General features: G+C 70.6%; 12 protein-coding genes. 6 read left to right on the top strand and 6 right to left on the bottom strand.

Going from position 1 to position 13,758, the window contains the following annotated elements:
- The first annotated feature begins 24 nt into the window (after positions 1–24).
- From VGO10_RS20445 to groL, 4 genes are read left to right on the top strand one after another with little or no spacing between them, the layout of a single operon-like run.
- Positions 25–1,077: an amidohydrolase family protein gene (locus tag VGO10_RS20445; RefSeq protein ID WP_349258971.1), complete on the top strand. Its 1,053-nt coding sequence runs from the start codon at positions 25–27 to the stop codon at positions 1,075–1,077.
- Positions 1,077–1,820, top strand: coding sequence for an iron-sulfur cluster assembly protein (locus VGO10_RS20440; RefSeq protein WP_327471849.1), 744 nt, complete (start codon positions 1,077–1,079; stop codon positions 1,818–1,820). Before VGO10_RS20445 ends, VGO10_RS20440 begins: the two co-directional genes overlap by 1 nt.
- Entirely contained in the window at positions 1,817–2,851 is a 1,035-nt protein-coding gene (locus VGO10_RS20435) for an NAD(P)-dependent alcohol dehydrogenase (RefSeq protein ID WP_327471848.1), read from the top strand. The genes VGO10_RS20440 and VGO10_RS20435 overlap by 4 nt, the downstream gene beginning before the upstream one ends.
- Before the next feature lie 18 nt (positions 2,852–2,869).
- Positions 2,870–4,519: a chaperonin GroEL gene (gene groL / locus VGO10_RS20430; RefSeq protein WP_327471847.1), complete on the top strand. Its 1,650-nt coding sequence runs from the start codon at positions 2,870–2,872 to the stop codon at positions 4,517–4,519.
- Between the two features lie 40 nt (positions 4,520–4,559).
- Here groL and VGO10_RS20425 read toward each other — a convergent pair whose 3' ends face one another.
- The 5 genes from VGO10_RS20425 to VGO10_RS20405 form a co-directional block, all read right to left on the bottom strand.
- The gene (locus tag VGO10_RS20425) at positions 4,560–5,795 is read right to left on the bottom strand and encodes a HipA domain-containing protein (RefSeq protein ID WP_327471846.1); all 1,236 of its coding nucleotides are present in this window, start codon (positions 5,793–5,795) and stop codon (positions 4,560–4,562) included.
- Positions 5,779–6,033: a helix-turn-helix transcriptional regulator gene (locus VGO10_RS20420; protein WP_327471845.1), complete on the bottom strand. Its 255-nt coding sequence runs from the start codon at positions 6,031–6,033 to the stop codon at positions 5,779–5,781. The genes VGO10_RS20425 and VGO10_RS20420 overlap by 17 nt, the downstream gene beginning before the upstream one ends.
- A 107-nt stretch (positions 6,034–6,140) precedes the next feature.
- Positions 6,141–6,818: a hypothetical protein gene (locus tag VGO10_RS20415; protein WP_327471844.1), complete on the bottom strand. Its 678-nt coding sequence runs from the start codon at positions 6,816–6,818 to the stop codon at positions 6,141–6,143.
- Positions 6,815–7,669 (bottom strand): PhzF family phenazine biosynthesis isomerase, encoded by an 855-nt coding sequence (locus VGO10_RS20410; protein WP_327471843.1) that lies wholly within the window; start codon positions 7,667–7,669, stop codon positions 6,815–6,817. Before VGO10_RS20410 ends, VGO10_RS20415 begins: the two co-directional genes overlap by 4 nt.
- Before the next feature lie 54 nt (positions 7,670–7,723).
- Positions 7,724–8,620 (bottom strand): DMT family transporter, encoded by an 897-nt coding sequence (locus VGO10_RS20405; protein WP_327471842.1) that lies wholly within the window; start codon positions 8,618–8,620, stop codon positions 7,724–7,726.
- Between the two features lie 138 nt (positions 8,621–8,758).
- Here VGO10_RS20405 and VGO10_RS20400 point away from each other — a divergent pair, with 138 nt between their 5' ends.
- Positions 8,759–10,828, top strand: coding sequence for a RecQ family ATP-dependent DNA helicase (locus tag VGO10_RS20400; RefSeq protein ID WP_327471841.1), 2,070 nt, complete (start codon positions 8,759–8,761; stop codon positions 10,826–10,828).
- A gap of 93 nt (positions 10,829–10,921) precedes the next feature.
- Here the strand turns inward: VGO10_RS20400 and VGO10_RS20395 are convergent, their stop codons facing one another.
- On the bottom strand, positions 10,922–13,000 hold the full coding sequence (locus VGO10_RS20395) for an aminodeoxychorismate synthase component I (protein WP_327471840.1): 2,079 nt from the start codon (positions 12,998–13,000) through the stop codon (positions 10,922–10,924).
- A 137-nt stretch (positions 13,001–13,137) separates the two neighbouring features.
- Here VGO10_RS20395 and VGO10_RS20390 point away from each other — a divergent pair, with 137 nt between their 5' ends.
- Positions 13,138–13,731: a TetR/AcrR family transcriptional regulator gene (locus VGO10_RS20390; protein WP_327471839.1), complete on the top strand. Its 594-nt coding sequence runs from the start codon at positions 13,138–13,140 to the stop codon at positions 13,729–13,731.
- Positions 13,732–13,758 lie beyond the last annotated feature (27 nt).

Raw genomic sequence — 13,758 nt, 5'->3', positions numbered from 1 at the left:
CACCGCCGAATCGAGGTAGCCGCCTTGTATGAAAAGGATGGGGAGAAGTACTTCATCGTCGACAGCCACATGCACTACTGGAACGCCGGGCCGTCGAACTGGGTGCCCGGGGCCGAGCAGTACGCCAAGGGCTGGATCGAGTGCTTCCACGCGTATCAGAGCCTGGGGCCGCCGGAGACGCACTGGTCGATCGAGCACTTCCAGAAGTACTCGGTGGACGACTTCGAGAAGGACGTCTTCGAGAACGGGCACGTCGACAAGGCGGTGTTCCAGTCGACGTACCTGCGCCAGTGGTACACGAACGGGTTCAACGACATCGAGCACAACGCGGCGCTGCTGGACCGCTTCCCGGGCAAGCTCATCGTCAACGGGCGCTGGGATCCGCGCGAGGGTGAGGCCGGGCTGCAGCAGCTCCGTGCCGATCACGAGCGCTACGGCATCACTGGCGTGAAGCTGTACACGGCCGAGTGGTACGGCAGCTCACGCGGCTGGACGCTCAAGGACCCCGAGGCGGCGCCCTTCCTGGAGAAGTGCCTCGAGCTGGGGATCAAGAACATCCACGTCCACAAGGGGCCGACGATCTGGCCGCTGGACAAGGACGCCTTCGACGTCAAGGACGTCGACCACGCCGCCACCGACAACCCCGAGCTCAACTTCATCGTCGAGCACGTTGGCCTGCCCCGGATCGAGGACTTCTGCTTCATGGCGACGCAGGAGCCCAACGTATACGCCGGACTGGCGGTGGCCATCGGCGGCCTGATGTACGCCCGGCCGCGGTTCTTCGCCAAGGTCATGGGTGAGCTGCTGTTCTGGGTCGGCGAGGACAAGATGCTGTTCGGCAGCGACTACGGCATCTGGGAGCCCAAGTGGCAGGTCGAAGGGCTGGCCGCCTGGGACTACCCCGACGACACGTTCTCCGATTACCCGCGCTGGACGACCGAGGCCAAGAAGAAGGTCCTCGGGCTCAACGGGGCGCGGTTGTATGGCGTTGACGTGCCGAAGGAACTGCAGCTTCCCCCCGAGGCGGGAACGCCGGCCGCGCGAGACGATGCGCAGCTGGTCGAAGGCGCCGCGTAATGGGCGTCGGGCGGGCGCAGGTGGTCGCGGCGCTGTCTGCGGTCTATGACCCCGAGCTCGACGAGCCGATCACCACACTCGGCTTCGTCGACTCCCTCTCGGTGTCGGGCCGTGGCGACGTCGACGTCCACCTGCGCCTGCCAACCCCGCAGTGCGCGCCGAACTTCGCATTCCTGATGGTGTCCGACGCGCGCGCGGCGGTCGGCGCGCTGCCGGGCGTGGGCGAGGTGTCGGTCGTGCTCGGCGATCACTACACGGGGCCCGAGATCAACGCGGCCGTCGGCGATGGTGGCGACTTCGCCGCCGCATTCCCCGGTGAGACGGTCGGCGATCTCGACGCGCTCCGCGCGCTCTTTCAGCGCAAGGCGCTGCTGGCCCGTCAAGGCCGGGTGTGTGCGGCGCTGCTGGAAGGCGGCGCCGCGCCCGACGGTGGCCTGTCTGCCGAAGCGGTGGTCGCGCTGCGCGTCGTCGATCTTGATGGACTTGGACTGCCTGCCGACATCGCCCGTGAGGCGGCGCGCTGCCTCGTCTTGCGCCGCGCGCTGGGCTTGCCCGTTGCTGCTGATGCCCCGGCGCTGATCGCCGGTGGCGGGTCCGCGCTGGACGCCGCGGACCTGCCGCTGTGGCTGCGTCGCGCACGGCTGGTGAGCCTGAGCCTGGAGAGCAACGGCGGCATCTGCCGTTCGCTGTTGCGCGTCCGCCACGGCGTCCCCGACCCGACACAGGAGACCGCACTCGCATGATCGCCGCCCGCCTGCACAAGTACCACGAGCCGCTCGCCGTCGAGCAGATCGCCGAGCCGACGATCACCGGGCCCCACGACGTCATCGTGCGTGTCGGCGGCGCCGGCCTGTGCCGCACCGACCTCCACATCCAGGAGGGCCAGTGGGCCGAGAAGTCCGGCGTCGAGCTGCCGTACGTGCTCGGCCACGAGAACGCCGGCTGGGTGCAGGAGATCGGCTCGGACGTCAGCAACGTCGCGGTTGGCGACACCGTCATCGTCCACCCGCTGGTCACCTGCGGGCTCTGCCGCGCCTGCCGCGCGGGCGACGATGTGCACTGCATTAACAACTCGTTCCCCGGGATCTCGGTCGATGGGGGGTTTGCCCAGCTGCTGAAGACCAGCGCGCGGTCGGTCGTCAAGCTCGACCCGGTCCTGCACCCCAAGGACATCGCGGCGCTGGCCGACGCCGGCCTGACCGCCTACCACGCCGTCAAGAAGGCGGTCAGCGTCCTGTATCCGGGTTCGCGCGCCGTGGTGATCGGCGCCGGCGGCCTCGGCCACATCGGGATCCAGTGCCTGAAGGCGATGACGCCGGCCGAGATCATCGTGATCGACCCGTCGGAGCGGGCGCGGGCGTTAGCCGGCGAGATCGGCGCCGACACGACCGTCGCTGCCGACGGCAAGCAGGTCGACACGATCCTCGAGCTGACCGACGGCGTGGGCGCCGAGGCGATCATCGACTTCGTCGGCGAGAAGGGCGCGATTTCCGACGGCGTCGCGATGCTGCGCGAGGCAGGCTCCTATTACGTCATCGGCTACGGCGAGAACATCAACGTGCCGACCATCGACATCATCTCGCGCGAGATCAACTTCATCGGGAACCTCGTCGGCTCCTACAACGATCTCGCCGAGTTAATGACCTTGACCGCGCAGGGCAAGGTCACGCTGCACACGAGCACCTATCCGCTGGAAGCGGTCAACGACGCCATGGCCGACCTCGACCAGGGCCGCCTGCAGGGTCGGGGCATCCTCGTCGCCGACGCCGCCTGACACGAGAGGCCACATCCCATGGGCAAGATCATCCACTTCAACAGCGATGCGCGCCGCCGGCTGCAGGCCGGGGTCGACGAGCTGGCCGACACCGTCAAGGTCACGCTGGGGCCCAAGGGTCGCAACGTCGTGCTCGAGCGGCTGACGGGCGCCCCGACGATCACCAACGACGGCGTGTCGATCGCCCGCGAGATCGAGCTGAGCGACCAGTTCTCCAACATGGGTGCTCAGCTGGTGCGCGAGGTCGCCGACAAGACCTCCGAGCTGACCGGCGACGGCACGACGACGGCCACGCTGCTGGCCCAGTCGCTGATCCGCGAGGGCATGCGGGTGCTTGACGAAGGTGCCAACCCCATGATGTTGCGCCGCGGCATCGAAGAGGCCGTCGACCTCGTGGTCGCCGCGCTGTTGCGCAGCGCGGTTGACGTCGACGACGTCGCACTGCTGCGCCACGTCGCGACGATCGCCGCCAAGGAGGACGAGCGCATCGGCCACGCGGTCGCCGACGCGCTGCATCGCGTGGGTGAGGAGGGCGTGGTCTCGGTCGAGGAGAGCGACCAGCCGGGCATCACGGTGGACTTCGTCGAAGGCCTGCATGTTGAGAACGGGCACCTGTCGCCCTACCTGATCCGCGATCGCATGCGGATGGAGACGGTGCTGGACAACCCCTACATCTTGATGACGACGCAGCCGATCTCGACCGTGCAGGAGCTGATGGGCGCGATCGGTCAGGTCATGCGGCGGCCGGAACCGCTGATCATTCTGGCCGAGAAGGTCGATGGGGCGGCGCTGGGCATGTTGGTGCAGAACAACCAGCACGGGACGATGGAGGCGACGGCGATCCGCGCGCCGGGCTTCGGCCACCGCCGCATCGCCTACCTGGAGGACCTGGCCGCCTTCACCGGCGGGCGCGTCATCACGCCCGAGGCGGGCTTGTCGCTGGAGCAGGTCGAGCTGGAGACGCTGGGCCGCGCGCGCCGGGTGATTGTCAGCGAGGACGCCACCACCTTCATCGAGGGCGCGGGCTCCGAGGCGTCGGTCGCCGGGCGGATGCACGAGATCTCGGTCGAGCTGGAGCGGGCGACCAACGAGACCGACATCGAGTCGTTGCGCGAGCGGCGTGCGCGGCTGTCGTCGCGGCTGGCGGTCATCCGCGTCGGCGGTGCGACGGAAGTCGAGACCAAGGAGAAGCTGCGTCGCACCGAGGGCTCGCTGGCGGCCTCGCGCGCGGCGATGTCGGAGGGCATCGTTCCGGGCGGCGGCACCGCGCTGCTGCGCGCCGAGCGCGCGCTGGCCGATGTCGGGCTGGAGGGCGACGCGGGCGCCGGCGTCGATGTCGTCCGTTTGGTGCTGGCCGATCCGCTCTTCTGGATCGCGTCCAACGCGGGCTACGATGGCTCAGCGGTCGTCGATCAGGTCCGGGCGATGCCCGACGGCCACGGGCTCAACGCGCTGACCGGCGCCTTCGGCGATCTCATCGAGTCCGGCGTGATCGACCCCGTCCGGGTCACACGCCTGTCGTTGCAGCACGCCGCCTCCGTCGCGGCGCTGATGCTGACCACGGAGGCGGTCGTCGCCGAGCAGATCATCGGCCAACCGGGTGCGATCCTCGCCCCGGGCTTCGGCGATCTGGCGGAGGGGATGGCGCGGCCGTCGTCGCCGATGTGATCGGGATTCGGCGGGTGGGACTGCCGCGGCGGTGCGGGTCTCACGCGACAAGCAACTCCGCTGCCCGGGCGCGGATGGTGTCAGCCAAGCGCGTGTCGGAGGTCATCACACCGTCATCCAGCGCTGCGACCGCGGCGGTGACAGCGGTCGTGGCGACATGACGCGCGCGGTCGGCGGGGTGTGACCACCGGCGTGCCTCGGCGACGATGTCGTCAAGGGTCACCGCGGGCAAGGACTTCTGGCCGCCGATTGCCATAGCGGCCTCGCTGCGCAGGCGAGACCACAGGACGGTCGGCACCGTGTCGTAGAGCGGCGCCAGCATGACGGTCTCCGGCGTCGGATGCAGGAGGGCGAGGTTCTTGCCGTGCGCGTCGGCGTTGCCGATCAACACGGTGTAGGTGACGGCGCGGACGAGGGTGTCGAGCTCGGCGCGGGCATCGACGGCCCATGTATCGAGCAGGCGGGTGATGTCGCGCAGCCCAGGGCCGCCGGCACGCTCGTACTTGGCGCGGCCTCCTTGCTGGTCGGGATCGATGCCGACGGCTTGGCAGAGGTCTTCCTGGTGGATCCGTCGCACCGTGCCGCTTCTGATCTCTTGGCGATCGAAGCGCGAGACGATCAGGCAATCGGTCTCGCCGAGCGCCACCAACTCGCTCTCAATGGTGGTCAGGCCCAGCGCGCGGGCCAGCGCGAGGCACTGCGCCTCTGCTGCTACCAGGCCGGGAAAGCGCAGGTCGTCGCGCTTGAGAATGTGCGTCGACGGCCGTCCGTGGAGCGGTCGCGCCCACCCGCCATCGGGCTGCGCGACGAGCAGCAGCTTGTCCTGCAGGCCGGCGAGTGACAACTCGCTGTCGTCGTCGACGCCGAGGGGGTGGTCGTCGAGATCGCTGACCGCAGCCACCAGCGTGTCTGCCGAGTACGTCTCCACCGCGAAGCGCTGCGCCTCCGGCTCCTCCTCGCTGATGACGAGCGCCCCGGCCACATCGCGGCCGTAGCGCGCGAGCAGGGCGAAGCTGTCGTTGGTCGCGACGCCCGCGCGGGCGGCAAGCGCCTGGAGGGCTTGGCCCTCGGGCAGCAACCCGATGCAGAACGCCCGTGCGTCCTGCGGGCGCACTGAGAGCGGCAGCGAGCAGGAGATGAGCGGGCTGTTCAGCTGCCATGTGTCGAGCGCCAGCTCGGTGTAGCGGCAGCGGATCTCCGGGCGGCGACGCTGCTCGAGGTCGGCGATGCGCAGGCCGTCGAGCCAGACGCCGAGCGTCCTACTTCTGGCTGCCATCGCCGGCCGGCAGCGTCACGGTGACGGTGGCGCCCAGGCGTCGCAGAGCACGCAGGGCGCGTTCGAGGACGAGCGGCGAGGCACCGGCCTCGAGCCGGGCCAGGTAGGTGCGTTCGATGTCGGCTTCCGTTGCCAGTCCTTCTTGCGTCAGCCCTCGTTGGGTCCGGGCACCGGCGATGGCACGGCCCAGGTCCTCAGGCGAGCGGACGATCCACGTGCGCGCTACGTCTGTGCTCATATCTGCACAATAGCACAATTAGACGTAATGTGCGAATATCAGCACAGGTCATCAAAGTATCACGGTGTGTTGATATACGCACAACGCTTGGTTGGGTGATGTCCGGATCAGCTGTGGTGAAACCAGGGATCGGTGTTGAGCGCGGATGCGAGGGTGGCGGCGCCGTTGCTGAGGATTGGGGGGCCGTGCGTGGTGAGGATGCGTTCGGCGGGGAGGTCGCGGAGTGGGTCGAGCGTCGGAGAGAAGCGGCTGCGGTAGAAGGCGATCTGCTGGGCGTCGCGTGGTTTCTGGGCCCACATGCGCAGCTTGCCCTCGGGGGTCGTGACCAGCGCGTCGCCGAAGGCGATCGCTGCGTGGGATGGCAGCCAGAGCGGAAGCTCGGTCCGGCGTGGGCTGCCGATGGCATAGGCGATCGTGCCGGCCGGGCCGGGGACGCCGGGCTCGATGATCGTGAAGGCCTTGGTGTCGGTGAGGCGGCTGGCGACGGTCTTCGGGCCGTGGATGTGCGCTGCGTAGCGGTCGCAGAGCGGCTCGGCCGAACGGACGTGGTAGCCGATCGTGATGAGGATGTGCGTGCTCTTGGCCGTCGCGGCCAAAGTGTCGAGGCGGGTTAGGACGCCCTCGGCGCCGTCGCCGTCGGGCAGCAGCGGGTCGACCAGGAGCAGCTCGTCGCCGGCGACGAGCGCGAAGCTTGCGACCTCGGTGCCGAACGCGTCGGCGGGATGCCAGTCGGGATGTCGCGTGGTCCAGCGCCACAGGCCGGGCGCAAGCTCGACGGCGCTCATGCCAGCTGGTCCGGGATCCGCACCGCACGGCCGGTGACATGGATGCCGCCGTCGCCCGCGTCGAGGTCGACCAAGAGGAGGCTGGGTCGGCCCAGGTCCTCGCCCTGGTAGATGGTGACCCGCACAGGTGGCGCCACCAGTTCCAGCGCGCGGAGGTAGGCGCCGAACGCGGCGGCCGCGGCGCCGGTTGCCGGGTCTTCGACGACGCCACCGACCGGGAAGGGGTTGCGTGCGTGAAAGGTCGTCGCGTCTTGGCGGAACACGAGGTCGACCGTCACCAGGTCTCGCTCCGACATGTAGGTCTTGAGCGCGTCGAAGTCATAGTCCAAGTTGGCGAGGCGCTCACGCGTACCTGCGGCGAGGATGAGGTGGCGCGCGCCGGCGAACGCGATGCGCGGTGCGAGCTGCGGGTCAAGTTCATCGGCCGACCAGTGCAGCGCGGCCAGGGCAGGGGCGACCTCGTCGTCGGTCAGCGGTGGCTCGACGTGCGGCGTGACGCTGGTGAGCGTGGCGGTGACGTCCTCGCCTTCGGCCTGTGTCCGCACGGCAACCGGGCCGGCCTGGGTGCTGAGGACGAGGTCGCCGGCACCGTCGCGCTGGGCGAGCGCGACGGCGGTCGCGATCGTCGCGTGCCCGCAGAACGGCACCTCGGCCGCCGGACTGAAGTAGCGCACGTCGTAGGTGCGGTCGGTGCCGATGCGCGTGAGGAACGCGGTCTCCGAGTAGCCGACCTCGGCTGCGATGGTCTGCATGGCCGAGCCGTCGAGCGCCGTCGCGTCGAGCACGACGCCTGCAGGGTTGCCGCCGTCTGGGATGTCGGTGAAGGCGGCGAGGCGGAGGATCTCGGTCATGTGCCGTCGAGCCTAGTCTCGTGCGTCGCTCGCGCGCGGTCGTGCGTCCGGGGCTCAACGCCCGCGGCGGGCCAGGGCGGCGCCCGAGAGGCAGAGTGCGCCGCCGGCGATCGCGAGGGACGGCGGCGTCTCGCCGAAGTACGCCCAGCCCATCAGGGTCGCCAGCGGCGGCACGAGGTAGGTCGTCGATCCCATCCGCCCGGCGCTCGTGTGCGACAGCGCGTAGGCCCACGTCGTGAACGCGATCGCTGTGGGAAAGAGCCCGAGATAGGCGGTCCACGCGAGGCCCTCGCCGCTGGCGTCGCCGAGCTCGCCCACGAGCTGGGGCGCGAACGGCAGGCAGCACATCGCACCGATCAGACACGCCAGCCAGGTGATCGTCAGCGGTGACGTCCGGCTCAGCAGTGGCTTCTGGGTGACGACGCCGCCGGCGTAGGTGACCGCGGCGACGAGGCAGAGCAGCGTGCCGGTGTTCGGCGTGAGGCCGTCGTCGGAGGTCGCCACACCGATGAGCACCGTGCCGGCGAAGGCCACCGCGCAACCGACGACCAGCGTGCGCGGGAACCCTTCGTGGAGCAGCAGGCCGGCGAGCACGGCGATGAGCACCGGCCCGACGTTGACGAGCATCGCGGCCGTGCCGGCGTCGACGTGGCGTTCGGCTTCGTTGAGCGCGACGTTGTAGATCCCGAACCAGAGCACGCCGCACAGCACGAGGCGCGGCACGTCGGCGCGTGGGGGTAGCGGCACGCGACGAACGGCGACTAGGGCGCCGAGCGCGACGCTACCGACCACCAGCCGGGCGAGCGAGAGCGCGCCGGCAGAGAAGTCGTGGCCGGCGGCGCGAATGCCGACGAACGCCGATGCCCAGAGCGTGACGGTCGTCAGCGCGGCGGCGAGGACGAGGGGGGTGGCGCGGGTGGGTGGCGGGGTCTGGACGGTGGTCGTGGCCATGAGCTTGATGACGTTGTGAGCGTGACGGTTCGGACGTCACCGCATCGTGTCGCTCTGTGCCAAACGTGCGGAGAGACGGTTTCGTGAGAGCGCGTTTCGGGGTGGTCGGCCGTGCTGTCCCCTACCGTCGACAGACACATGAGCACCGTCATCGACACCCGCGCCGAGCAGCACCTCCACGCGCTTGCCGGACCGCAGGCGCAGTTCCGTGAGCATCAGCTCGAGGCCGTGCGCGATCTCGTTGAGGACCGCGCGCGCGTCCTTTGCGTGCAGCGGACCGGCTGGGGCAAGTCGGCGGTGTACTTCGTGGCGACCGCTCTGCTCAGAGAGGCTGGCGCGGGGCCAACGTTGATCGTCTCCCCGCTGCTGGCGCTGATGCGCAACCAGATCGACGCGGCGCGCAAGCTCGGGCTGCGGGCGCACACGGTCAACTCGACCAATCGCGACGCCTGGAGCGAGGTCTCCGCGCTGCTGGAGGCCGACGCCGTCGATCTGCTGCTGATCAGCCCCGAGCGGCTCAACAACCCACAGTTCCGTGAGCAGATGCTGCCGGTCTTCGCCGCACGTGTCGGGCTGCTGGTGGTCGACGAGGCGCACTGCATCTCGGACTGGGGCCACGATTTCCGCCCGGACTACCGCCGCATCGGCGACATGCTGGACCGACTCCCCGACGGCGTCGGCGTGCTGTGCACGACGGCAACGGCCAACGACCGTGTGGTGGCTGACGTCTCCGAGCAGCTGAGCGCTGGTCGGGACGCCGGCGAGCTGCGGACCTACCGCGGCGCGTTGGGCCGTTCGAGCCTGCGCTTCGAGGTCGTCGACCTGCCGTCCCAGGCCGATCGCCTGGCCTGGTTGGCCGAGCGCCTGCCCGAGCTGCCGGGCTCGGGCATCGTCTACACCTTGACCAAGCGCGACGCCGACCTCGTCGCCACGTGGCTGTCGGGGCGTGGCATCGCGGCCGAGGCCTACAGCGGCGAGGTCGAGACCGATCGGCGCATCGACGTCGAGGATCGGCTGCTGCGCAACGAGCTCAAGGCGGTCGTGGCGACCAGCGCCCTTGGCATGGGCTATGACAAGCCTGACCTCGGCTTCGTGGTGCACTACCAGGCGCCTGGCTCGGTCATCTCCTATTACCAGCAGGTCGGCCGTGCGGGGCGCGGCATCGACCGTGCCGAGGTCGTGCTGCTGCGCGGGGCCGAGGACAAGCGCATCCAGGACTTCTTCATCGAGCAGGCGTTTCCGCGCCGCGAGGTGGTCGATCGCGTGTTGGGGTACTTGGATGACGTTGGCGGCGACGGCGGGACGACCCAGGAGCTGATGGCGCAGGTCAACCTCGGCAAGAGCCGGATCGAGGGGTTGTTGAAGGTGTTGGATGTCGAGGGCGCCGTCGGCCGTGTCGGCACACGCTGGATCGCGCAGCCGGGGGCCTCCTGGACCTACGACGCCGAGCGCTATGGGCGCATCACCGAGCTGCGGCGGCGCGAGCAGGCGGCGATGGCCGCGTTCGGCTCCGACGGCCGTTGCCTGATGCGCGCGCTGCAGGAGGAGCTCGATGATCCGGACCCCCGAGATTGTGGGCGCTGCTCGGTCTGCACCGGCCCGCGGTTCGACGGGCCGCTGGATCCGATCCTCGTGCGCGACGGCGCGCTGCATCTGCGGTCACGCCCGGTGGTGCTCGACGTCAAGAAGATGGCGCCCGACGCCGAGGGCCGGATGAAGAAGGTGCCCGAGGAGGTGCGTGCCGAGGAGGGGCGTGCGCTCGCGCGGCTGGGGGATGGGGGCTGGGATCCACTCGTGCAGCGCGGACGAGCCGGCGGACGCTTTGACGATGACTTGGTCGCCGCTGCTGCGGAGTCCGTGCGGAGCTGGGGTGCGCCGGTGCGCTGGGTGACCGCCGTGCCGTCGCTGCGCTCGGGTCCGCTCGTGCCGGAGTTCGCGCAGCGGCTGGCGGGGGCGCTTGGGCTGCCGTTCGCGCCGGTGCTGCAACGCGTGAGTGACGGGCCGCCGCAGCGCGAGATGGCCAACGCGCCCCAGCAGGTCGCCAACGTGCGTGGGGCCTTCGCGGTCGCCGGCGCCATGCGCTCCGAGCCGGTGCTGCTCGTCGACGACATCCGCTTCAGCGGCTGGACGCTGGCGATGGTGGCCGGCCAACTGCGGCAGAAGGGCGCCGGCCCCGTCTTTCCGTTTGCGCTGGCGACAGCGTTCTAAGGGCACCGAAGTTCAGCTGCGGCCACGGCCCGACAAGGGGGTACCGGAACCGTGGCCGCAGCGCGATGGTCCGGGAACAGGAGCCTTTGGTCACTACCGCAACGGTGGGAACTGGGTCATCAGCGTCCGCATGCGGGCGTCAGGCGACGGAACCGGCTGATCGCCGAGGGCGGTGACGGGCTCCAGGCCGCGCAGCGCGCCAGTGGTCAAGATGGCGTCAGCGGTGCCGAGCTCGGTCAGGTCGAGCGGACGCTCGGCGGTTGGGATGCCCAAGTCCTCCGCCCACGCCAACGCACGTGCCCTCGTCACGCCCGGCAGGATCCGGCCGTCCAGCGGTGGCGTCACGAGCGTGCCGTCGATCCACGCCAGAACGTTGGCCCGCGTCGTCTCCAACACGCCACCGTCAAGGTCGACGAGCAACGGGACGGCACCGATCTCCGTCGCGCGATCATCGAGCGCGTCGATCAGCTGCCGGTCACGCCACTTCCGATCGCCCAGGCCGCCGGGCACGACGACGGGCGCCAGGCGCTGTGTCCCGTCACCGGGCGCCGGCAGCGGCGCGACCTGCAGGCCGATCTCACCGGTGGGATCGAGCAAGACGCGCAAGCGGCACGGGCCGCCCTGCTCGAGTGCGGTGTGACGGACGAGCGCGGCGAGCGCGTCGGGCAGGGTGACGCCGTGGAGCGCCGCAGCGGCGTCGGCCAACCGCGCCAGGTGCGCCTCCACCGCCACGGCCTGCCCGTCGAGTACCAGGATGGTTTCGAGCACGCCGGCGACCGGATCGGGACGCGGGACGGGATGGGCGCCGAGGCGCGGGGGAACGAGTGGGAGGTGCACCGCTGCCCTGGCGCCACCCTCTGTCGCTCCCTCCAGCTCGGCGCCGATCGCTGCCAGCAGCGGCCCGGCCTTGGCCAGCGCCTCGGCGGCCTCGGCGGCAGGGTCGGAGTCGGCGACGACGCCGCCGCCGACGTCGAGCCAGGCATGGCCATCAACAAGCTCGAACGTCCTGATCGCCACGCTCAGCTCGAGGCCCGCGGCCGGGCTAGCGAAGCCGATCGCACCGCAGAACGCCTGTCGCGCGGTGCTCTCCAACGTGCTGATGACGTCCATCGCCGCGAGCTTCGGCGCGCCAGTGACCGAGCCCGGCGGAAACAGCGCCGCGACCATCGCGCCATCACCTACATCTTGACGCCGCCGGCCACCCACCTCGCTGACGAGATGCCAGACGCCGGCGTGCGGCCGGACCTCCGCCAGCGCCGTCACCGCGATCGACCCCGGCTCGCTGATGCGGCCGAGGTCGTTGCGCATCAGGTCGACGATCATGATGTTCTCGGCACGGTCCTTCGCCGCGCCGGCCAGCTCGACCCGCTGCGCCTCGGCAGCCGTCGCATCCGCCGGGCGCGGTCGCGTCCCCTTGATCGGGGCCGTGCGTATGACGTCGCCGGTCCGCGCCACGAACAGCTCCGGCGACAGGCTCGCCACCGCACCCCACGGCCCGGCCAGCCACGCCCCGCGATCCGGTGCCAGCGCCTCGACGCCCCGCGTGAACAGGTCGACGGCCTCGCCCTCGACGCTTGCGTGCAGCCGCAGCGACAGGTTCGCCTGGAAGAGATCGCCTGCGGCGATCCGCTCGCGGCATGCCTCCACCGCGCGGGCATGCGCGGCCGGCGAGGGGCTCGCGCGCCACGGCCCGGACACGACCCGCCGCGGTCCGTCGACGCCTGCCGCCACCCGCGTCGACAGCTCCGCCCGGCGTTGCTCCAGTACACCGGCCCGCGCGTCGCTCCACAGGGCCTCGAACCACCAGCGGCCGTCGGCGTCGCAGCGCAGCACATGGTCATAGAACGCGAGCATCGCCGCCGGCAACCGCTCGTCGGCCGGTGCGGGAGGCGGCGGCCCGAGCGTCTCCAGCCGATGGCCCAGGCCGTAGCCCAGCGCACCGAACCAGCCACCGCCGACAAAGCCTGCCGGCAGCTCACCGCGCAGCGGTGGCTGCTCGTCGAGCAGCGCGAAGGGATCCTCGCGCTTGGGGTCGGCGATACGCACCGGCTCACCGCCGGCCAACGCCGTCGCGCCCGCCCAGCGACCCACCAGCGCGAACGGCCGGGCGTCTTCCCGCATCAGCAGCCCCGCGTGCGCTGCCGGAACGTCGCCGTCCAGCGCGACACGCACCGCGCGGACCGCATCCCGTTGCCCATCCATTGCGGGGTCTGGCCCCGTGGAGGTGCCAGCGGCGATGGGGGTGGACAAAGGCTGCATCCCCATCATTGTCGCGCGCGGCGTCCGTCGGCCGACGTTAGAGTCGCCAGATGGCCACTGATGCCACGCCGGCGCGCGGGCGGCCCAGGAGCGCGGAGGCCGATCAGGCCATCTTCGCTGCGACGCGCCGGATGCTCGACGAGGCGGGTTACCACGGGCTGACGGTCGAGGGGGTGGCGGCGGAGGCCGGGGTGGCCAAGACCACCATCTACCGGCGCTACGCCAACAAGGCGCTGCTCGTGCTCGATGCGATGAGCCAGTCGGCGCGTGATGCGCCCGTCGCCCTGCCCGACACCGGGACGTTTCGCGGTGACCTGCTCGCCGTCGCCCATCTCGTGCGGGCGGAGATCGCGCCGAGCTCGCCATCGTCGGTCGGGGCCGCGCTCCTTGGCGAGGCCAGCCAGGACGTCGCCGTCGCCGAGCGGCTGCGCGACTTCGCCGACTTCCGCTTCGACCAGGGTCGGCCGGTCTATGACCGTGCGAAGGCACGCAACGAGCTGCGCGAAGACGCCGACTGGCGCGTCGTGGCCGAGCTGCTCGCCGGCTGGATCTTCCACGCCTCGATCGTCAGCCGCCGCCCGCCCGATGACGCGGGGCTCGCGCACGCCGTCGAGCTGGTGGTCTGCGGTCTCCGACCCCGCTGACCGCAGACGTCCACGCGAGCGCCGTAC

This window comes from Baekduia sp., from assembly GCF_035996765.1.
GTDB lineage: Bacteria > Actinomycetota > Thermoleophilia > Solirubrobacterales > Solirubrobacteraceae > Baekduia.
This window is presented reverse-complemented; position numbering and strand designations above follow the sequence as displayed.